16 protein-coding genes are annotated in these 20073 nt (G+C 68.2%); 7 read left to right on the forward strand and 9 right to left on the reverse strand.

Going from position 1 to position 20073, the window contains the following annotated elements:
• Positions 1 to 16: 16 nt before the first annotated feature.
• The 4 genes from AC3A3Q_RS03030 to grxC form a co-directional block, all read right to left on the reverse strand.
• A complete protein-coding gene (locus AC3A3Q_RS03030) occupies positions 17 to 1351 on the reverse strand; it encodes a Na+/H+ antiporter NhaC family protein (RefSeq protein ID WP_487584811.1) in 1335 nt (444 codons plus the stop codon).
• A gap of 277 nt (positions 1352 to 1628) precedes the next feature.
• The gene (locus tag AC3A3Q_RS03035) at positions 1629 to 2636 is read right to left on the reverse strand and encodes an isocitrate dehydrogenase (RefSeq protein ID WP_487584812.1); all 1008 of its coding nucleotides are present in this window, start codon (positions 2634 to 2636) and stop codon (positions 1629 to 1631) included.
• Between the two features lie 215 nt (positions 2637 to 2851).
• Positions 2852 to 3253, reverse strand: coding sequence for a carboxymuconolactone decarboxylase family protein (locus AC3A3Q_RS03040; protein WP_200604559.1), 402 nt, complete (start codon positions 3251 to 3253; stop codon positions 2852 to 2854).
• Entirely contained in the window at positions 3250 to 3555 is a 306-nt protein-coding gene (gene grxC / locus AC3A3Q_RS03045; protein WP_487584813.1) for a glutaredoxin 3, read from the reverse strand. The genes AC3A3Q_RS03040 and grxC overlap by 4 nt, the downstream gene beginning before the upstream one ends.
• 248 nt (positions 3556 to 3803) lie before the next feature.
• Here grxC and AC3A3Q_RS03050 point away from each other — a divergent pair, with 248 nt between their 5' ends.
• The 5 genes from AC3A3Q_RS03050 to ppx all read left to right on the forward strand — a co-directional run bounded on the left by AC3A3Q_RS03050 (position 3804) and on the right by ppx (position 11471).
• Positions 3804 to 5462: a M48 family metalloprotease gene (locus AC3A3Q_RS03050; protein ID WP_487584814.1), complete on the forward strand. Its 1659-nt coding sequence runs from the start codon at positions 3804 to 3806 to the stop codon at positions 5460 to 5462.
• Between the two features lie 122 nt (positions 5463 to 5584).
• A complete protein-coding gene (phoB, locus tag AC3A3Q_RS03055) occupies positions 5585 to 6292 on the forward strand; it encodes a phosphate regulon transcriptional regulator PhoB (protein WP_158734057.1) in 708 nt (235 codons plus the stop codon).
• A 152-nt stretch (positions 6293 to 6444) separates the two neighbouring features.
• On the forward strand, positions 6445 to 7776 hold the full coding sequence (gene phoR, locus AC3A3Q_RS03060; protein ID WP_487584815.1) for a phosphate regulon sensor histidine kinase PhoR: 1332 nt from the start codon (positions 6445 to 6447) through the stop codon (positions 7774 to 7776).
• A complete protein-coding gene (gene ppk1, locus AC3A3Q_RS03065; RefSeq protein WP_487584816.1) occupies positions 7773 to 9872 on the forward strand; it encodes a polyphosphate kinase 1 in 2100 nt (699 codons plus the stop codon). The genes phoR and ppk1 overlap by 4 nt, the downstream gene beginning before the upstream one ends.
• A gap of 69 nt (positions 9873 to 9941) precedes the next feature.
• Complete coding sequence (ppx, locus tag AC3A3Q_RS03070) at positions 9942 to 11471, forward strand: exopolyphosphatase (RefSeq protein ID WP_487584817.1); 1530 nt, start codon at positions 9942 to 9944, stop codon at positions 11469 to 11471.
• 104 nt (positions 11472 to 11575) lie between these two features.
• On the opposite strand, the gene mdoH is transcribed toward ppx, so the two are convergent.
• Together mdoH and AC3A3Q_RS03080 are read right to left on the reverse strand one after the other, a co-directional pair.
• Positions 11576 to 13483, reverse strand: a complete 1908-nt coding sequence (gene mdoH / locus AC3A3Q_RS03075) for a glucans biosynthesis glucosyltransferase MdoH (RefSeq protein ID WP_487584818.1) — start codon at positions 13481 to 13483, stop codon at positions 11576 to 11578.
• Positions 13484 to 13488: 5 nt separating this feature from the next.
• Positions 13489 to 15027, reverse strand: coding sequence for an OpgD/OpgG family glucan biosynthesis protein (locus tag AC3A3Q_RS03080; RefSeq protein ID WP_487584819.1), 1539 nt, complete (start codon positions 15025 to 15027; stop codon positions 13489 to 13491).
• A gap of 206 nt (positions 15028 to 15233) precedes the next feature.
• Between AC3A3Q_RS03080 and AC3A3Q_RS03085 the strand changes: the two genes are divergently transcribed.
• The gene (locus AC3A3Q_RS03085; RefSeq protein WP_487584820.1) at positions 15234 to 16421 is read left to right on the forward strand and encodes a glycosyltransferase family 4 protein; all 1188 of its coding nucleotides are present in this window, start codon (positions 15234 to 15236) and stop codon (positions 16419 to 16421) included.
• 20 nt (positions 16422 to 16441) lie between these two features.
• Positions 16442 to 16996 (forward strand): phosphatase PAP2 family protein, encoded by a 555-nt coding sequence (locus AC3A3Q_RS03090; RefSeq protein ID WP_487584919.1) that lies wholly within the window; start codon positions 16442 to 16444, stop codon positions 16994 to 16996.
• Between the two features lie 5 nt (positions 16997 to 17001).
• Here AC3A3Q_RS03090 and AC3A3Q_RS03095 read toward each other — a convergent pair whose 3' ends face one another.
• The 3 genes from AC3A3Q_RS03095 to creD all read right to left on the reverse strand — a co-directional run bounded on the left by AC3A3Q_RS03095 (position 17002) and on the right by creD (position 19992).
• Positions 17002 to 17922 (reverse strand): carbon-nitrogen hydrolase family protein, encoded by a 921-nt coding sequence (locus AC3A3Q_RS03095; RefSeq protein ID WP_487584821.1) that lies wholly within the window; start codon positions 17920 to 17922, stop codon positions 17002 to 17004.
• A complete protein-coding gene (locus AC3A3Q_RS03100) occupies positions 17919 to 18545 on the reverse strand; it encodes a GNAT family N-acetyltransferase (protein WP_487584822.1) in 627 nt (208 codons plus the stop codon). Before AC3A3Q_RS03100 ends, AC3A3Q_RS03095 begins: the two co-directional genes overlap by 4 nt.
• Before the next feature lie 73 nt (positions 18546 to 18618).
• On the reverse strand, positions 18619 to 19992 hold the full coding sequence (creD, locus tag AC3A3Q_RS03105) for a cell envelope integrity protein CreD (RefSeq protein WP_487584823.1): 1374 nt from the start codon (positions 19990 to 19992) through the stop codon (positions 18619 to 18621).
• Positions 19993 to 20073 lie beyond the last annotated feature (81 nt).

Raw genomic sequence — 20073 nt, forward strand, 5'->3', positions numbered from 1 at the left:
TCCGCGCCCTTTTTTTTCAGCCGCCATCGGGACTGAGTTGCACGGCCGCTTTCTCGCGACGCGGCCACAGCATCGCGATCACCGTGATCGCGCCGAGCAGCCAGCTGTAGTGGACGCTGCCCGCGAGCGCCAGCGGCGATACCGCACCGAGCGATGCCGCCAGCAGGATCTGCGCGCCGTAGGGCAGCACGCCCTGCGTGACGCAGGCAAAGATGTCGAGCACGCTGGCCGCGCGCGCCGGCGGCACGCCGTGCTGCTGGGCGATGTCACGGGCAAGGCCGCCGCTGATCAGGATGGCGACGGTGTTGTTGGCGGTGAACACATCCGTCGTCGCCGACAGCGTGGCGATGCTGATTTCACCGGCGCGGCGGCTGCGGTGCCCACGGGCGAAGCGACCGATCACCTGCGCCAGCCAGGTCAGTCCGCCGGTGGCTTTCATCAGCGCGCCCAGGCCGCCGACCAGCAGCGACAACAGGGTGATCTCGACCATGCTCTCGAAGCCTTCCCAGATATGGGTGGCGTAGGAGGCGACACCGAACTCGTCGCTGAAGATTGCGCCGAACACACCGGCGATCACCAATCCCAGGCTCAGCACGATGATCACGTCGACACCGGCCAGCGCCAGCCCGAGCACGATCAGGTACGGCACGATCAGCCACGGCGACACCGGATCCAGCGGCTGCACCGGGGCCGTATCGGCCACCAGGCCCAGCACGATCACGGTGAGCACCGCCGCCGGCAGCGCCAGCTTGAGGTTCTCGCGGAACTTGTCGCGCATGCTGCAGCCCTGGGTGCGGCTGGCGACGATGGCGGTATCGGAGATGACCGACAGGTTGTCGCCAAACGTCGCACCACCGATCACCGCACCGAGCACCAGCGCGCGGTCCAGGCCGGACGCGTCGGACACGCCCAGCGCGATCGGCGCCACCGCGGCGATCGTGCCCATCGAGGTGCCCAGCGACAGCGAGATGAAGCCGGCGACGACGAACAGGCCCGGCAGCAGCAGTGCCGGATGCACGTGGCCGATGCCGAGCGCGACGATCGCGTCGACGGCCCCGATCGCCTTGGACACCTCGACGAAGCCACCGGCGAGCAGGAAGATCAGGCACATCAGCACCACGTTGTGGTCGCCCATGCCCGACAGCAGCGTCTCCAGCGGCTTGAGCCCGCGGCGCCAGGCGATGAACGCCGACAGCGCCAACGCCGGCAGGATCGCCACCGGCGCACGCAACTGATAGAAGCCCATCGCTTCGCCATGGGTCGTGTAGTACAGGCCCGCACCGAAGAACAGCGCCAGGAACAGCAGCAATGGTGCCAACGCCCAGGCGCTCGGGCGGACCGACTCGTTCATCTTTCTATCCGGATGGATTTATAAGCCTGCGGATTTTGCAGCGCAGCACGGGCACTGTCGAGTGCATGGGCGGAACGATGGCTGCGCGTGGGTGAGGATGGCGCGCAGGTGGTGGCGGGTATACGGCCAGCGAGCAACGTCCATGGATTCCCGCCTTCGCGGGAATGACGGGCTCCAGGGCAACGTCACCGGGTTCCCGCCTTCGCGGGAATGACGGTTCAGCCCAAACGCAAACGGGGCGCCGAAGCGCCCCGTCTGGAGTCGACACCGAAGCGGATCAGATCCGACCAGCGATCGCCTTGGCGAACGACATCGTGTTGCCGCTGCCACCCAGGTCCGGAGTCAGCGAGTCCTTGGCCTCGAGCGTGGCGATGATCGCCGCGCGCAGGCGGCTCGCCTTTTCCGGCTGGCCGAGGTGATCGAGCATCTGCGCCGCGCCGAGCAGCAGCGCGCACGGATTGGCCTTGCCCTGCCCTGCGATGTCGGGAGCGGTGCCGTGCACGGCCTCGAAGATCGCCGCATCGGTGCCGATGTTGGCGCCCGGTGCAAGGCCGAGACCACCGACCAGGCCCGCGCACAGATCGGAAATGATGTCGCCGAACAGGTTGGTGGTGACGATGATGTCGAACTGCTCCGGACGCATCACCAGCTGCATGCAGGTGTTGTCCACGATCATCTCGTTGCACTCGATGTCCGGGTACTCCGTCGCCACCGCACGCGCGGTCTTGAGGAACAGGCCCGACGTCGACTTGAGGATGTTGGCCTTGTGCACGACCGTGACCTTCTTGCGGCCGGTCTTGCGCGCCAGCTCGAAGGCGTAGCGCACGATGCGCTCGGAACCGCGACGCGTGACCTTCTGGGTCAGCATGGCGACTTCACCGTCTTCCGACACCGTCTGGCCTTCGCCAATGTAGGCGCCCTCGGTGTTCTCGCGCACCGTGATCAGGTCGACGCCGGTCGGGAAGCGCGACTTGGTGTTCGGGAACGACTTGGCCGGACGCACGTTGGCGTACAGGTCGAAGCGCTTGCGCAGCTCGACGTTGATCGAGCTGAAGCCCTCGCCGACCGGCGTGGTCAGCGGGCTCTTGAGCGCGATGCGGTTCTTGCGGATCGAATCCATCGTCGCCTGCGGCAGCAGCTCGCCGTGCTTCTCGAGCGCGACCAGGCCGGCGTCGGCGAATTCGTACTGCAGTCCGACATCCATCGTGTCGAGCACGTGCAGGGTGGCGTCCATGATTTCCGGGCCGATACCGTCGCCACGGATGACCGTGATGGTCTGCGTCATAGGGGATTTCTTCCAGGCTGATGGGCGCCCTGCGGAGGGTACGGCGCCGGATGGTTAGCCCCGGAATTATGCCGGAAGCCGCCCGGTCCTGCTGGACCGGGCGCCTGGGACTTTCGTCTGAACGGCTGTGACAGCGGTTTCAAGCAGGCCCGGAACGCATCCCGGGCCGTCGCCGACGAGCGGGCCGCCACTACCGGCACAGCCCGGACCAGGCCTCAGCCGTGGTCGTGGCCTTCGGGCGCCGAGGCCTCGCCCTGCTCCAGCCGGTCGAGGAAATCGACGGCGCGGCGCATGTGCGGGATCACGATCGAGCCGCCGACCACCAGGCCGACCGAGAACGCCTCGAACATCTCCTCGCGGTTGACCCCGGCCTCCTTGCACTGGGCGACGTGGTAGCTGATGCAGTCGTCGCAACGCAGCACCATGGAGGCGACCAGGCCCAGCAGCTCCTTGGTCTTCACGTCGAGAGCGCCGGCCTGGTAGGTCTGGGTGTCGAGCGCGAAGAAGCGCCGCACCACCTGGTTGGGCTCGGCCAGGATGCGCTCGTTCATGCGCTTGCGGAACGCGGTGAACTCGGCGACGCGGTCGCCCTCGGTCTCGTTGCCTGATCCGCTCATGCGCCACCTGCCAGCAAGGGTTCCAGGCCGCCGGCGCGGTGCAGGGCGATCATGTCGTCGTAGCCGCCGACATGGGTGTCGCCGATGAAGATCTGCGGCACGCTGGTGCGACGGGCACGGCTGAGCATCAGCTCGCGCTGGGCCGGGTCGAGATCGATCCGGACCTCGGTCCAGGTCTGGTTCTTGCTTTTCAGGAAATTCTTCGCCGCGATGCAATAGGGGCAGATCGCGGTGGTATAGATGGTGATCTCGGGCGCGTGGGAACTACCGGTTCCTGGCGCGGCGGACGCGGTGCTGCTCAAAACGGTCTCTCCTGCATGAACTCGCCGATGCGGCTGTGGTCGAATATGGGCCTGACCCGGGTTCATTTCCAGCCCATGCACGGAACACAGCCGTTGCGTGGATGGCCCCGGGACGCCCTGGCGGGCAAGTATCGATGCCCGGATTAACTGCCGATTCATCCGGGCGACAACGCCGCCCCGCATCCTGCGGACGCCGTTGTCGCCGTTGCCCTGGAATTCTGCCCCGAACCTTTCGAGGGATCACCTGCTTGCGTCGCATCGCCCTGCTAACCGCCGCCCTCACCCTTGCCGTCGCCAGCGTCTGCGCGCCGGCGCAGGAGTCCAACCTGCCCGACATCGGTTCGTCGGCCGGCGAACTGCTGACCCCGCGCCAGCAGGAGCAGTACGGCGCGATGATGCTGGCGCAGCTGCGACACTACGACTACCTGCTCGAAGATCCGCTGATCGACAGCTGGCTCGACACCCTGGGCACCCGCCTCGCCGCCAACAGCGACAGGCCGCGCCAGCCGTTCACCTTCTTCATGCTGCGCGAGCGCCAGATCAACGCCTTCGCCACGCTTGGCGGCTACGTCGGCGTCAACTCCGGGCTGGTGCTGGCGGCCGAGCGCGAGGACGAGGTCGCCGGCGTGCTCTCGCACGAAATCGCCCACGTCACCCAGCAGCACGTGTTGCGCGGCGCCGAACGCGCCCAGCGCGACCAGTTGCCGATCCTGCTGGCGATGCTCGGCGCGATCGTCGCCGCGCAGGCCGCCGGCGGAAACTCCGACGACGACGCCGCCCAGGCGGCGATGGCCAGCGCCATGGGCCTGATGCAGCAGCGCCAGATCGACTACACCCGTTCCAACGAGTCCGAGGCCGATCGCCTCGGCATCCAGACCCTGGCCCGCAGCAATTACGACCCGGAAGCGATGGCGGATTTCTTTGCCACGCTGCAGGCACGCTCGCGCAGCAACGGCGCCAACTACTGGGGCGAATCGCCGGACTGGCTGATGACCCACCCGGTCACGATCACCCGAATCACCGAAGCCAAGGAACGCGCGGCCAAGCTCAAGCGCGACAAGGGCGGCATCGCCGAAGTCTGCGTGCGCGACCCGGACGGCCCGCCGCAATGCCGCACCGACAGCACCGCCAAGCCGCAGTACTCGCTCGATGGCAGCAACAACCCGCTGCTGCCGCCAAACCTGGACGTCGGCGCGCAGCTCAACTCGGCCGCACAGAGCGGCGGCACCGGCCGCTTCGAGTTCGCCCGCGAGCGTCTGCGCGTACTCAGCGCCGACTCGCCGGGCGATGCCCTGCGCGAGTACGAACGCCTGGCCGGCGGCAAGAAATTCACCGATGCCCAGCGCTACGGCCAGGCCCTGGCGCGCCTGCGCGGTAACCAGGCCGGCGTCGCAGCGACGACCCTGGCCGAACTGCTGGTCGAGCACCCGGGCGACATGTGGCTGAACCTGGCGATGGGCCAGGCCGAGGCACGCAGCGGCAAGGCGGCGGCGGCCACGGCCCGTTTCGAGACGATGCTGCGGCAGACGCCGAACAACCGCGCCGTGGTGCTGACCTACGCCGACGTGCTCTCCGAGCGCAACACCGTCGAGGCCGGCAAGCGCGCGCAGGCCGTGCTTCGACCGCTGCTGGGCAGTTCCGGCAACGACGCGATCTTCCAGAGCACCTTCGCCCGCGCCTGCGAGATCGCCGGGGATCCGATCCGCGCCGGCGAGGCCTATGCCGAGGCGGCCTACCTGAATGGCCGTCCCGAACAGGCGCTGGTCCAGCTCAACACCCTCAAGCGCCGCGGCGACCTGGATTACTACGCCCGCGCCCGGATCGAGTCGCGCATCGCCGCGATCACCCCGACCGTGCTGGAACTCAAGCGCCAGGGCATCCGCGACGAGGACCTGCGGCGCCAGTAGCGACGGGCGGGAGCGGCCCTGGTGACCATGTCATGCCACCGTCACAAAACGGTAGTGTACTGACGCGGCTTCCCGAGACCCCTTTCCATCGGGACCCTTCCGTCTTTCCCCCCGGTGACCGTGTGCAGAAGCGCATCCTGATTGTCGAAGACGAACCCGCCATCCGCGACATGGTGTCCTTTGCCCTGCGCAAGGGCGAATACGAACCCGTCCACGCCGGCGACGCGCGCGAGGCCCAGGCGGCCATCGCCGACCGCGTGCCGGACCTGATCCTGCTCGACTGGATGCTGCCCGGCACCAGCGGCCTGGAACTGGCCCGGCGCTGGCGCAAGGAACAGCTCACCCGCGAAATCCCGATCATCATGCTGACCGCGCGTGGCGAGGAAAACGACCGCGTCGGCGGCCTCGAGGCCGGGGTCGACGATTACGTCGTGAAGCCCTTCTCGGCACGCGAGCTGCTGGCCCGCATCCGCGCCGTGCTGCGGCGCTCTCGCGAGGACGACGAGGACGGCAGTGTCGGCATCGGCCCGCTGCGCATCGACGGCGCCGCGCACCGCGTGTTCGCCGCCGCCGACGGCAGCGACCAGCCGGTGCAGATCGGCCCGACCGAATACCGCCTGCTGCACTTCTTCATGACCCACCCCGAGCGCGTCTATACCCGCACCCAGCTGCTCGACCATGTCTGGGGCGGCAGCGTCTACGTCGAAGAACGCACCGTCGACGTGCACATTCGGCGCTTGCGCAAGACACTCGAACCGCATCGCCTGGACGGCATGGTGCAGACCGTGCGCGGCGCCGGCTACCGCTTCTCCGCCTCGCTGGCGGCATGAAGCCGCGGCCGGTGCCGACCGACCGCCGCCCACCGCCGGGCCTTCATTCGCGACGCAGTGACCATTCGCAGGGCCGCACGCTGGCGGCCAGGCAGGCCGCTCGCTACGCTCAGGAAGTCGTACTCACCACAATGGATAGTTGATCGTCGGCCATGCCGCCCCGCGCCCGCTCCGCCTGGCTCCGCACCCTGGGCCAACTCGCCCTGATCCTGGCCATCGCCGCCGTGGTCGGCCTTGCCATCGGGCAACCGTGGCCGGTGATCACCTTCGCCGCGCTGGGCGTGGTCGCCTGGCACTACTGGCGCCTGCGCAGCGTGCTGGTGCGCCTGACCGCGCGCCAGCGCCTGACGCCGCCGCTCGGCGAAGGCATCTGGAACGAACTCGACCGGCTGCTCCATCGCAGCCAGGCGGAAATGCGCGGGCGCAAGAAGCGCCTGATCGACATGCTGCGCGCATACCGTGCCGCTGCAGCGGCGCTGCCCGACGCGATCGTCGTGGTCGAGCGCAACAGCCAGCGCATCCAGTGGTTCAACGAGGCCGCGATCGGCCTGCTGCAGCTGAAGTACCCGCGCGACATCGGCGGTCCGATCGTGCAGCGCCTGCAACCCCTGCAGCTGTCGCACTGGCTGGCCTCCGGACGCAACGCCGAGACGCTGGAAGTGGCTTCGCCGTGGAATCCGGCCGCCACGCTGAGCCTGCGCCTGATCCCCTACTCCGACGACCTGTGGCTGCTGGTCGCGCGCGATGTCAGCCGCCTGCTGCAACTGGAGCAGATGCGCCGCGATTTCGTCGCCAACGTCTCGCACGAACTGCGCACGCCGCTGACCGTGGTGCACGGCTACCTCGACATGCTCGACCCCGCCGAGCATCCGGACTGGGCGCCGATGCTGGCCGAGATGCAGCGCCAGTCGCAGCGCATGACCCAGCTGGTCGAAGACCTGCTGACGCTGTCGCGACTGGAATCGCAGGACAGCCTGCCGGCCGAGGAAACCGTGGCGATGGCGCCGATGCTGACGACGCTGCGGCGCGAAGCGGTCGCGCTGAGCCAGGGTCGCCATGAAATCCTGTTGGAGGATGCCGCCGCGGTAGACCTGTGGGGTTCCAACAAGGAGCTGCACAGCGCATTCTCCAACCTGGTCGGCAACGCGATCCGCTACACCCCGGCCGGTGGCACGATCCGGATCCGCTTCCGGCCCGAGGGCAAGGGCGCTGTGCTGGAAGTCGCCGACAGCGGCTACGGTATCCCGGCCGCGCACTTGCCGCGCATCACCGAACGCTTCTATCGCGTCTCCACCAGCCGTTCGCGCGAAAGCGGCGGCACCGGTCTGGGCCTGTCGATCGTCAAGCACGTGCTGAACCTGCACCAGGCACGGCTTGAGATCAGCAGCGAAGTCGGTCGCGGCAGTACGTTCTCCTGTCATTTCGGCGCCGATCGCGTGCGCCCGCGCGAAGACCTCGCGCTGTCCTTCGAGGCATTGCCATGAACGCCGCAGCAGTGACACCCGCAGTAGAGACGCCGCTCGAGATCGATCCGCTGCGCGACCCCGGCCTGTACTTCAACCGCGAGCTGTCGCAGCTGGACTTCAACTTCCGCGTGCTGGCCCAGGCGCAGGACACGACGGTACCGCTGCTGGAACGGTTGAAGTACCTGTGCATCTCCTGCACCAACCTCGACGAGTTCTTCGAGATCCGCGCAGGCACGCTGCGCCACGCCCAGGACCTGGGGATCGCCACCGGCGCCGACGGCCTGTCGCCGGCCACCGTGCTGGCGCGCATCCACGAACGCGCCGCGCAGCTGGTGCAGGCGCAGTACGAGTGCTGGAACCAGGTGCTGCGCCCGGCCCTGTGGGATGGCGGCGTGCGCGTACTCGGCCGCGATGCATGGGACGAGAACCAGGCGCGCTGGCTGCGCGACTATTTCCGTGACGAGATCATGCCGGTGCTGTCGCCGCTGGGCCTGGATCCGGCGCATCCGTTCCCGAAGATCCTCAACAAGTCGCTCAACATCGTCGTCGTGCTCAAGGGCAAGGATGCATTCGGACGCGAAGGCCACCTCGCCATCGTGCGCGCACCGCGCTCGCTGCCGCGCATCATCCAGATCCCCGAGGAAGTCGGCGGCGGGAAGCACGATTTCGTGTTCCTGTCGGCGGTGCTGTCGGCGTTCGTCGACGAGATGTTCCCGGGCATGCAGGTCAAGGGTGCCTACCAGTTCCGCGTCACCCGCAACTCCGAGCTGATCGTCGACGAAGACGAAGTCGAGAACCTGGCACTGGCGCTGCGCGACGAACTGGTCGGCCGCGGCTACCTGCGCGCGGTGCGCCTGGAGATCGCCGAGCAGTGCCCGGACGACATCGTGCGCACGCTGCTGGAGAATTTCGACCTGACCGAGAACGCCGTCTATCGCATCAACGGCCCGGTCAACCTCAACCGCGTGATCCAGGTCTATGACCTGGTGCAGCGTCCGGAACTGAAGTTCCCGCCGTTCCAGCCGCGGCAGCTGTCGGGCATCGAGGCGATGTTCGACAAGGTGGCCGAAGGCGACGTGCTCCTGCACCACCCGTTCGAGGCATTCACTCCGGTGCTCGAACTGCTGCGCCAGGCATCGGAAGACCCGAACGTGCTGGCGATCAAGCAAACGCTTTACCGCACCGGCAAGGACTCGATGATCGTCGACAGCCTGGTCCAGGCTGCGCGCAACGGCAAGGACGTCACCGTCGTGGTCGAGCTGCGCGCGCGTTTCGACGAGGAGGCCAACCTGGGCCTGGCCGATCGCCTGCAGGATGCCGGCGTGCAGGTCGTGTACGGCGTGGTCGGCTACAAGACCCACGCCAAGATGATGCTGATCGTGCGTCGTGAAGGCCGCAAGCTGCGCCGCTACGTGCACATGGGCACCGGCAACTATCACAGTGGCACCGCACGCGGTTACACCGACTTCGGCCTGATCACCGCCGACCCCGACATCGGCGCCGACGTCCACATGATCTTCCAGCAGTTGTCCGGGCTGGCGCCCACCATCAAGCTCAAGCGCCTGTTGCAATCGCCCTTCACCCTGCATGCCGGCGTGCTCAAGCGCATCGACCGCGAGACCCGCCACGCCAAGGCCGGCAAGCCGGCGCGGATCATCGCCAAGATGAACGCCCTCAACGAGCCGCAGGTAGTGCGGGCGTTGTACCTGGCCTCGCAGGCCGGCGTGCAGATCGACCTGATCGTGCGCGGTGCGTGCACCGTCCGCCCCGGCATGCCCGGCATCTCGGAGAACATCCGTGTGCGCTCGATCGTCGGCCGCTTCCTCGAGCACCATCGCGTGTACTGGTTCGCCAACGATGGTGCGCCGGACCTGTTCTGCTCCAGCGCCGACTGGCTGGAGCGCAACCTGCTGCGGCGGATCGAGGCCGGATTCCCGGTGCTCTCGCCCGACCTGGCCAAGCGTGTCTACAACGAGGCCCTTGAGAATTACCTCAATGACAACGTCAACGCCTGGGAGCTGCAGACCGACGGCGATTACGTGCGGGTGATACCGACCGAAGGCGCGCCCGCGCACTCGGCACAGGCCTGGCTGCTGTCCAAGATCTGTTCCTGAGCGAAGCCATCGGGCCGGGACCACCGGCCAAGGTGGACGCGGCAGTGCCTTAACAGGGATCATGTGCCGATGAGCGACGCCTTCCCCACCAGCAAACTGCCGCTCGCCGACGGCGATCTGCTGGCCGCCGTCGACATGGGCTCGAATAGTTTCCACATGGTGGTCGCGCGCTACGTGCTTGGCCAGCTGCGCATCGTCGACCGCCTGCGCGAGACCGTGCGCATGGCCGAAGGCCTGGACCGCCGCGGTGGCCTGTCGCCGGAAGTGCGCCAGCGCGCGCTCGACTGCCTGGCCCGTTTCGGCCAGCGCATCCGCGACATCCCGCCGCAGCGGGTTCGCGCGATCGCCACCAACACCGTCCGCCGCCTGGCCGTCCCGCAGGCGTTCCTGATGCCGGCCGAGGCCGCGCTCGGGCATGCGATCGAAGTGGTCGCCGGCCGCGAGGAGGCGCGCCTGATCTACCTTGGCGTCGCCCACGCGCAGCCGTCCAAGCCCGGCGAGCTGCGCCTGGTGATCGACATCGGCGGTGGCTCGACCGAATGCATCATCGGCTCGGGCTTCGAGGCAATCGAGCGCGAGAGCCTGCAGGTGGGCTGCATCGCCACCACCCGCCGCTTCTTCGAGAACGGCAAGCTGTCGAAGAAGAAGTGGCGCGATGCGCTGACCGAAGTCACCGCCGAGTTCCAGCAGTTCGCCGGTACCTACCGCGCACTGGGCTGGGACGAGGCGCTGGGATCGTCCGGCACCAACAAGGCCATCGGCGACATCTGCGCGGCGATGAAGCTGACCAAGGGCGCGGTCACCGCCGAAGCATTGCCGGTCCTGCGTGATCGCCTGCTGCAGGCCGACCGCATCGACGCGATCGAACTTCCCGGACTGTCGTCGGAGCGTCGCCCGGTGATCGCCGGCGGCGTGCTGATCCTCGAGGCCGCCTTCGATGCCCTCGGCCTCAAGCGCATGGCGGTCAGCAAGGCAGCCATGCGCGAGGGCGTGCTGTACGACATGCTCGGCCGCGGCGGCGTCGACGATCCGCGCGATGCAGCTGTTGCCGCGCTCATGCAGCGCTACGGCATCGACGACGGCCAGGCCCGTCGCGTGGAAGCCACCGCGCTGCGCATGTTCGACCAGATCGCCCAGGCGTGGCAGCTCGATGCCGATGACCGCCTGATGCTGCAACGCGCCTCGCGCCTGCACGAACTTGGCCTGGCGATCGCGCACAGCCAGTACCACGTGCACGGCGCCTACGTCGTCGAGAATTCCGACATCGCCGGCTTCTCGCGCCAGCAGCAGCAGTTCCTGGCGGCGCTGGTGCGCACCCATCGCCGCGGCATCCCCAAGTCGGCCTTCGACGCCCTGCCCGACCGTCTGCTCTCTTCTGCCCGTCGCCTCGCCGCGCTGCTTCGCCTCGCGGTGCTGCTGCACCGCGCGCACGAAGCCGATCCGATTCCGCAGCTCGATGCACGTGCGGACGGCAACACGCTGACCCTGGCCCTGTCCCGCCGCTGGATCGACATGCGCCCGCTGGTGCGCGCCGACCTCGAGGGCGAACCGCAGGACATGGCGGGGTTGGGCGTGGTGCTGAAGCTCGAAGCGGTTTGAAGCGACGGCAAGGGCAAGGTGGATCCCGGCGTTCGCCGGGGTGACGTGACGGGGCTGATTGCGTGACGGCCTGGGTCCCGGCGTTCGCCGGGACGACGGTAAGGCTACTTGTGTAATACCTCGCGCAGCTTCGCCGCCCGCACCAGCACCGGCGGCGGCGTGTGCTCTTCCGGAATCGAGAAGATGCCGATGCGCCGCAGGAACAGACCTGCCGCGCGCGTCGACGTCAGTGCCACGATCGGGATCGACAGGAACAGGCCCAGGATCACCGGTGCCATCCACGCCGCCAGCGACGGCGAGATCATGTAGGCCATCCAGCCCGCCACCACGCCCAGCACGGTCACGCCGGCGTAGTTGCGCACCAGGCCAGACAGCGGCAGCGTGCCGTCGTCGCGGCGCTGCGCGTCCCAGCCCGAATCCTTGCCTGCCAGCACTTCGGCGACGCCGCGCGACTGCACGTACATCGTCACCGGCGCCATCAGCGCCGCCAGCAAGGTTTCCAGCACCATGCTCAGGAAGGCACGGATCGCACCGCCACAGCCGCGCCGCGTGTCGCGATCGAAGAACAGCGTCAGGTAGCCCATGAACTTGGGCGCAAGCAGCACCGCCATGGTCAGGAAGAACACCCAGACGAAACGCTCGGGATCCTGCTCGCGCCAGTAGGCGGTTGGCGAGAAGCCCGGCAGCTTGAAGCTGTCCCACGCCAGGCCGGCCTTCTGCAGCGGGATCGCCAGGCCGATCAGCATCAGCATCGCCCACATCGGCGAGGTGAAGTAATGGCCGATGCCCATCATCAGGTGCCAGCGGCTGACCCAGTGCAGGCCCTTCGCAGGAAGCACCGCGCTGTGCTGCAGGTTGCCCTGGCACCAGCGGCGGTCGCGCACCAGCATGTCAGTCAGCGACGGCGGGCCTTCCTCGTAGCTGCCGCCCAGCCCCGGCACCATGTGCAGCGCCCAGCCACCGCGACGCAGCAACGCGGCCTCGACGAAGTCGTGGCTCAGCACCGTGCCGCGGAACGGCTTGATGCCAAACAGTTCCGGCAGGCCACCCTGGTCGGCGAATGCACGCGTGCGGATGATCGCGTTGTGGCCCCAGTAGTTGCTCTCGGCGCCATGCCACCAGGCGATGCCGTGGGCGATGACCGGCCCGTAGACGCGCCCGGCGAACTGCTGCATGCGCGCGAACAGGGTGTTGCCGTTGACGATCATCGGCAGTGTCTGGATCAGCGCGACATCGGGATAGCCTTCCATCGCGCCAGCGAGGCGGACGATGGTTTCTCCGGTCATCAGGCTGTCGGCGTCGAGGATCAGCATCTGCGGATAGGCGCCGCCGAAACGGCGCACCCACTCGGCGATGTTGCCGGCCTTGCGCTCGCGGTTGTCGGGGCGATGCCGGTAGAACAGATTGGCGTGGCCGCCGGTGCGCTCGCGCAGGCTGGCGAAGGCGCGCGCCTCGGCGCCGCGGATTTCGGCATCGGTGGTATCGCTGAGGACGAAGAAGTCGAAATTCGCCAGCTGCCCGGTAGCCTGCAGCGATTCGTAGATCGCCTGCAGACCTGCCAGCAGGCGTTCGGGCTCCTCGTTGTAGGTGGGCATCAGCAGCGCGGTGCGCGATGCCAGTGTCGGCAGTTCACCCTGGCGGGTGAGCCCGAGGCGTCCGCCGCGACGCGTCACGATCAGGATGAAACCGGCTACCGCGCTGACGAAGGCCTGCGCGATCCAGGCGAACAGCGCCACGAACAACAGCAGCAGCAAACCTTCGAGGACGTCGGTGCCGCTGCCGCGCAGCACCCACCAGATCTGGTAGGCGGCGACCAGGGTGAGCAGCGCTGCGCCGCCGATGACCAGCGTGCGTCGCCAGGCCATCGCGCCGGGCGTGGTCGGCAGGACCGGATTGACCAGTCGTCCCTCGCGCAGGGTCTGCACCGGCATCGGCAACAGCGCTTCGGCCGGCAGCCATTGCGCCGGTGCCGGAGCGCCGGTCGCGGCGCCAGTTTCGGGAGTGATAGTCACGCCGCTCACGCTGTCCACCGGTACAGCCAGGTCTCGCTGAGCGGACGGGAGGCATCACCCAGCACGGCGCGCAGTTCGATGCTGCGCTCGCTGCCGGGCTGCAGTTCGAAAGCCAGGCGCCATCCGCCGCCGCCCGCGTTGGCGTGCGCGGTGACGTTGGCGACCTTGCCCTTGCCCGCGGTGACATTGGCGCGAACGGGTGCGCCGTCGCTCATGCCGTCCAGCCGACCGCCGGCGAAGTCGATCACGAACTGTCGCGAGCCGCGTTGGGCCTCGGTGCCAGCGACGACCGCGCCGACGCGCGTGCGCGTGACCGTCGCCAGTTGCGGCAGCCAGGCGTGCTGGTCGCACCAGTGCATGCGGTAATCGAACCGGTGCTCCTTGCCGGCAGCCAGCGCCTGCTTCGGCCGCCAGAACGAAACGATGTTGTCGTGGAACTCGTCCGCGGTCGGCAATTCGAACAGGTGTACCGCGCCGGCACCCCACTCTCCCTGCGGCTCGATCCACAGGCTCGGGCGCTTCTCGTAGTGCGCCTCGCTGTCGGCATAGTCGGCGAATGCGCGCTTGCGCTGCATCAGGCCGAAGCCGCGCGGGTTGACGTCCTCGAAGGCGCTTTCCTGCAGCACCGACGGATTCTGCAGCGGGCGCCAGACCTGCTCGCCGCTGCCGTTGACCAGGCCCAGGCCGTCGGAGTCGTGCACCGCCGGGCGGTAATCGTCGATGCCGACGCGGTCGTTGGAATCAAACTGGAACATGCTGGTAAGCGGCGCGATGCCGACCTGGTCCAGGGCCACGCGCGGAAACAGCCGCACGGAAACGTCGAAGACCGTCTCCACGCCTGGACGGATCACGAATCGGTAGGCACCTGCGACGCTGGGGCTGTCCAGCAGCGCATGCACGATCGCGTGATCGGCGCCGCTCGCCGGCCGTTCCAGCCAGAAAGCGCGGAACACCGGGAACTCCTCGCCCGCCGGCGCGCCGGTCTTGAGCGCCAGGCCGCGTGCCGACAAACCGTAAGCCTGGCCCTTGGCCACGGCACGGAAGTAGCTCGCGCCGAGGAAGGCGCAAACCTCGTCGAAGTATTCGGGACGGTTGAGCGGGTAATGCAGGCGGAATCCCGCATAGCCCAGGTCGTTCTCCTTCGGCGCGGCGGTGCCGTCGAAGGTGAACTGCGCAGGCCGGTAGACCACCGGCGTGGCGACACCGCCGGCAACGTCGTAGATGTCCACGCGGTCACGGAAGAAGAAGCCGCGATGGAAGAACTGTGCCTGGAACGGCAGCTTGTCGCCACGCCACAGTGCCTGCGCCGGGTTGAAGCGGATGCTGCGGTACTGGTCGTAGCCGATCTTCTCCAGCGATGCCGGCAGCTGCTTGCTCTGGGGCACGAAGGGCTTGGCCGCCAGAGCGCGCGCAAGCGCAGCAACCGTCTCGGCGTCGAAGGGCGTCGCGGCCGCCGGCGCCGCAAAGGCGCGCGCAGGCGCGCCGGAGAGCAGCGACATCAGGGGCCAGGACAATCCTGCCAGCAGCACTTCGCGTCGTTGCACACGCTCTCCTTGGTTACGGGGACAGTTAACCATTCATTTTAGGTGTTCATTTGTTAACGCCGCCGCGACGTACGGCGCATCCGGTGGTATTTCGGCAGCGGCGAGGCCAGGTAACCGTTTTCATCGCCTTCGTCATCGCTGCGTCACCGTCCTGCCATCCCGGTTTCACCGCGCACCTCCAACCTTGCGCAAACCGGGAGCCGCGCATGCGCTACGCGATCGTCAGCGAGACCTACCCGCCGGAGATCAACGGCGTCGCACTGACCGTGCAGGGTCTGGAACAGGGCCTGCGCGCCCGGGGCCATGACGTCCATGTGGTGCGGCCGAGGCAGGGCGAGGACGATACTGCGACGATCCACGAATTGCTGGTCCCCGGCGCACCGCTGCCGCGCTACCCGGGCCTGCGGATCGGTTTTCCCGCCACGCGCAGGCTGCTCGAAGCCTGGCAGGCGATGCGCCCGGACGCGATCTACGTTGCCACCGAGGGACCACTGGGCTGGTCGGCGCTGCGCGCGGCCCGGCGCCTGGACATCCCCGCCGCAACCGGCTTCCACACCCGTTTCGACGAATACATGCGCGACTACGGCGTCGCCTTCCTCGCACAGACCGCCCTGCGCTGGATGCGGCGCTTCCACAACAGCGCCGATGCCACCCTGGTGCCGACGCATGAGCTGGTCGACTTCCTGCAAGGCAAGCGTTTCGACAACGTGGTGCGACTGCCGCGCGCCGTCGATACCGCGCTGTTCGATCCGCAGCGACGCGACTTCGGCCTGCGCGCGCGGTGGGGTCTGGGTGACGACGGTTTCGCCGCGATCTACATCGGGCGCATCGCCGCGGAGAAGAACCTCGACCTGGCGGTGCGTGCGTTCCGCTCCCTGCAACGCGCGCGACCCGCAGCGCGCTTCGTCTGGATCGGTGACGGCCCGGCGCGGGCGAAGCTCGAGCAGGACAATCCGGATTTCATCTTCTGCGGCGTGCAACGCGGCGCGGAGCTGGCGCGGCACTTCGCCAGCGGCGATCTGTTCGTCTTCCCCAGCCTCAGCGAGACCTTCGGCAACGTCACCCTGGAAGCCCTCGCCAGCGGCGTGCCGACGGTGGCCTTCGACTACGGCGCCGCACGCGAGTACCTGCGCGACGGCGTGCACGGCGCGGCGATCGCCAATGGCGACGAAGCCGGCTTCATCGCCGCGTGCACGCGCATCGCCGGCGACGATCTCAGCCGCGGTGCGATGCGGATGGCGACCCGCCAGGCCGTCGCGAGCCTGCGTCCGGAACAGGTCGCCACCGATTTCGACGCCTTGCTGCAGGACCTGGTGCTGGCGCGCCGCAGCGCCGGCAACGCACCGCTGCCCTCCACCCCGCCATCCTCGCCGTCGGAACAGGAGGCGTCATGAACCGCCACTCCCTTCATCGGATGCTGCACCGCCCCTCGCTGCACAAGCGCCTGCTCGATGGCGACTCGGGCTGGTGCCTGCGCGCCAATCGCTGGGGCGAAGGCGGCCGTTCGCGCTCGTACTTCGCACTGGTCAGCCGCCTCGGCGACGGCGTGTTCTGGTACGCGCTGATGGCCGCGCTGATCGTCGTCGACGGACTCGATGGCCTGGCCGCATCGGCGCACCTGGCCGCGACCGGCGTGATCGCGCTGACGCTCTACAAGCTGCTCAAGCGCTGGACGCGACGGCCGCGTCCGTTTGCGTCCGACCAGCGCATCCATGCCTGGGTCGCGCCGCTGGACGAGTTCAGCTTCCCGTCCGGGCACACGTTGCATGCCGTCGCCTTCAGCCTGGTGGCGATGGCGCACTACCCGATGCTGGCCTGGGTGCTGGTGCCATTCACCGCCAGCGTCGCCGCTTCGCGCGTGGTGCTGGGCTTGCACTACCCCAGCGACGTGCTGGCGGCGACGGCCATCGGCACGTCGCTGGCGGGGTTCTCGTTGTGGCTGGTGCCCGGAGTGTCGCTGTTCGGTTGAGGCACTCACGCCGCGACGGCGCGGACCACCTTTGCCCGGGCGACGCTCGGAAAGTACTGGCTGGCCCAGTCGCGGTCGTTGGCCACCTGCGCCTGCGCGCGGCTGGCCTCCAGCGCGGCGAAGTCGAGCGTGGCCACCGCCCAGTGCTGGTCACCGCGGGTCTGCACGATCATGCCGTCGTGCGGCAGGCCGACGTCCATAGGGGCGATCAATGCCGCCTCGCCGGTGTTGGTGTCCAGCGCCGGGCTCCATGGCGCATCCCCGGCCGTCACCGACTGGGCGACGAAGCAGCGGTTCTCCAGCGCTCGCGCCAGGCAGCCCACGCGAACGCGGGTCGCACCGGCCTGGGTGTCGGTGCAACTGGGCACGACCAGCAGGCGCGCACCTGCTTCGCACTGGGCGCGCACCGGCAGCGGGAACTCGCTGTCGTAGCAGACGGACACGGCACTGCGCACCGGTCCGGTCTCGAACACCTTCAGCTCGTCACCGGATTCGATCACGCCGGCCGATTTCTCGAAGCCGGTCAGGCGCAGCTTGTCCTGCCAGACGTGGCTGCCATCGGGCGCGAAGGTATAGCTGCGATTGCGGTAGCGGCCGCGGCCCAGGTCGAGCAGGAAGGTGCCGGCGACCACATGCATGTGCCGTTCCCGCGCCAGGCGCGAGAACAGCTCCAGCCACGGACGATGCCAGGCCTGCAGGGCCGCCAGCGAGGCATGCAGGTCGCCGCGCGTGGCCTCGTCGAACATCGCGCCCAGTTCCAGTGCCAGGTACTCCGGCAGCACCGCCATCTGCGCACCCTGCTGGCGTGCTTCGTCGAGCCAGCGCGCCTGTTTTCCGGCGAAGGCGGCGAAGTCGTCCGGGGCGCCAACGCTGTACTTGGCGACGGCCACCTTGAGCGTGCCCTCGCTCTTCATACCCTCGATCATCGTGTCCGCTCCAGCGGTCGCAGCCAGAACGTCAGCGAGTGGTCGGCGACCGCGCCGCCGACCTCGCGCCAGGTCAGGTGCGCCCGCAGTTCCGGGCGCGGCCGGTAGCCGCGCTTGTTCCAGAAGGCCTCGTTGCCACGATGGAAGGCCGGACGTCGCGGATGCCCGGGCTCGCGATCGACCGCGCAGAACGCGGTCCATGCGTAGTCGCCGTAGCTGCGTGCATGGGCCTCGCGCTCATCGAAGAAGCGATGGCCGATGCCGCGTCCGCGGTACTGCGGCAGCAGCACCGATTCGCCGCAATAGAACACCTCCTGCGGATCGACCGAGACGCCGTCGAACGCGTCCAGGAAGGTCCTGGATTCGGCCGCCAGCGGCATCCCGGTCGAGGCGCCGACCACCTGGTCGCCGTCGAATGCCAGCGCCACGATGCTGCGCGGCGACTGCAGGTAGGTCTGCAGGTACTGCGCTTCGTAATCGGCATCGCCGTCGTACAGGTACGGCCAGTCGCGGAACACGGTGATGCGCAGGCGGGCCAGGTCGTCCAGCCAGGGCGAGATCGCCGCGCCGCTGTAGCAGCGCACATCGAGTGCCGAAGGCGTTTCAGGGGCTTTGGCATCCATCACGTACATCTTGAGATCCCTGTCGCGGTTGGAGGTGGAGGGGTCGGATCGGCGGGACGCTCGGGCAGTGCGGTCAGGCAGGTTCATGACGAGCAGCCGCATCTCGGGCGAGATCACGCGGCGCCGGTCGCGATCCGGCCAATTGATACCAGTCCACCCGGCGGGTGACCACCATGATCGCGGCCAGGACCAGGAACAGCAGTCCGGCGCCGAGCACCAGGGCGTTGTCCTCCGACACCAGCAGGCCATACAGCGCAGCATAGAGCGTGGCCAGCATGGCGGCGAAACCCAGGCCGCGGCCAACGCTGCGCAGCACCGCGACCAGGTAGAACCCGATCAGGCCGATGCAGGCGACGCTGGCGACCAGGTAGGCGATGGCGAAGTCGATGTGCTCGCTGAGGCTGACCAGCAGCAGGAAGAAGATCGCCAGCGCCAGGCCGACCAGGCCGTACTGGATCGGGTGGATCGGCAACTGCTTGATCAGCTCGAAGAGGAAGAACCCGACGAAGGTCAGCAGCACGAACAGCAGGCCGTACTTGGTCGCCCGATCGGCCTTGCTGTAGATGTTGACCGGATCGATCAGCGACACGCCGACCGCATCGATGCCGCCCATGTCGGAGATACCGCCGCGCAGGTCCGGCAGGAGCTGCCCCTGCTGGTACTGGCGCTGGGCATTGGTCGCGACCGAGGCGATCTCCCAGTCGGCCTTGAAGCCGGAAGCATCGAGCTCGTGGCGAGGCGAGCTGCCGCCGAAGCTGGGGTGCTGCCAACTCGACTGCAGGCCGAAGCGGTTGCTCTTGCCCAGCGGCACCAGCGCCAGCGATTCGGTGCCGCCCAGGACCAGGTCCAGTTCGGTGTCGAGTTTGAGCACCTCACCTGCCTGCGGCGCGGCCAGGCGCACATGCAGGCCCGAACCACCGCGGCTGCCCAGGCCTTCCTCCACGGCCAGGCTGCGGCCGTTGATGCGCAACTGCGGCGTTGCGCGCAGACCGCGCACGTCGGCGATGCCATAGCTCAGCCAGGGCTTGCCGATCCTGCGCGGAACAGCCTCCGGCGCCGGAATCAGCGCCTCGAAGTGTGCCTTGGCCTTGCCGTGCCACTCGTACACCCGCACTTCGTGCAGGCCGCGCTTGCGCGTGCTCGGACGCATCGGTCCGCGCACGTCGAGCGTCGTCGGAAAGAAGGTCCAGTGGCGGGTCACTTCGCGCTGGACCTTGTGGACCACGTTGTACTTGTCGGCCTCCTCGACCTCGACGGTCTCGGTATAGGGCACCACCAGCACCGGGCCGGCGAACGACTGGGCGCCGGCGTAACTGCGGGCGATATCGGCGACCGCCTGCGCGCGGTAGTTCTGTCGCTCATCGATCACGCCGCCGATCATCAGCAGCGGAATCAGGATCGCGATGGTCATCGCGACGACCATGACGATCTTGAAAGCAAGGCGCATGTGCAACTCCTGTCCGGGTAATGGCGACAGGATCGGAGGCGAACGCGTGGCGACGATGGCGCCACGGTGAAGCGAGGGTGA

Source organism: Lysobacter sp. Soil_C_59, assembly GCF_057656415.1.

Bases quoted from the DNA above. Each gene is read 5' to 3' on its own strand.
- AC3A3Q_RS03030 (WP_487584811.1), bottom strand. From the start codon at position 1,351: ATGAACGAGTCGGTCCGCCCGAGCGCCTGGGCGTTGGCACCATTGCTG.
- AC3A3Q_RS03035 (WP_487584812.1), bottom strand. From the start codon at position 2,636: ATGACGCAGACCATCACGGTCATCCGTGGCGACGGTATCGGCCCGGAA.
- AC3A3Q_RS03040 (WP_200604559.1), bottom strand. From the start codon at position 3,253: ATGAGCGGATCAGGCAACGAGACCGAGGGCGACCGCGTCGCCGAGTTC.
- phoR (WP_487584815.1), top strand. From the start codon at position 6,445: ATGCCGCCCCGCGCCCGCTCCGCCTGGCTCCGCACCCTGGGCCAACTC.
- ppk1 (WP_487584816.1), top strand. From the start codon at position 7,773: ATGAACGCCGCAGCAGTGACACCCGCAGTAGAGACGCCGCTCGAGATC.
- ppx (WP_487584817.1), top strand. From the start codon at position 9,942: ATGAGCGACGCCTTCCCCACCAGCAAACTGCCGCTCGCCGACGGCGAT.
- AC3A3Q_RS03085 (WP_487584820.1), top strand. From the start codon at position 15,234: ATGCGCTACGCGATCGTCAGCGAGACCTACCCGCCGGAGATCAACGGC.
- AC3A3Q_RS03090 (WP_487584919.1), top strand. From the start codon at position 16,442: ATGCTGCACCGCCCCTCGCTGCACAAGCGCCTGCTCGATGGCGACTCG.
- AC3A3Q_RS03095 (WP_487584821.1), bottom strand. From the start codon at position 17,922: ATGATCGAGGGTATGAAGAGCGAGGGCACGCTCAAGGTGGCCGTCGCC.
- AC3A3Q_RS03100 (WP_487584822.1), bottom strand. From the start codon at position 18,545: ATGGATGCCAAAGCCCCTGAAACGCCTTCGGCACTCGATGTGCGCTGC.
- creD (WP_487584823.1), bottom strand. From the start codon at position 19,992: ATGCGCCTTGCTTTCAAGATCGTCATGGTCGTCGCGATGACCATCGCG.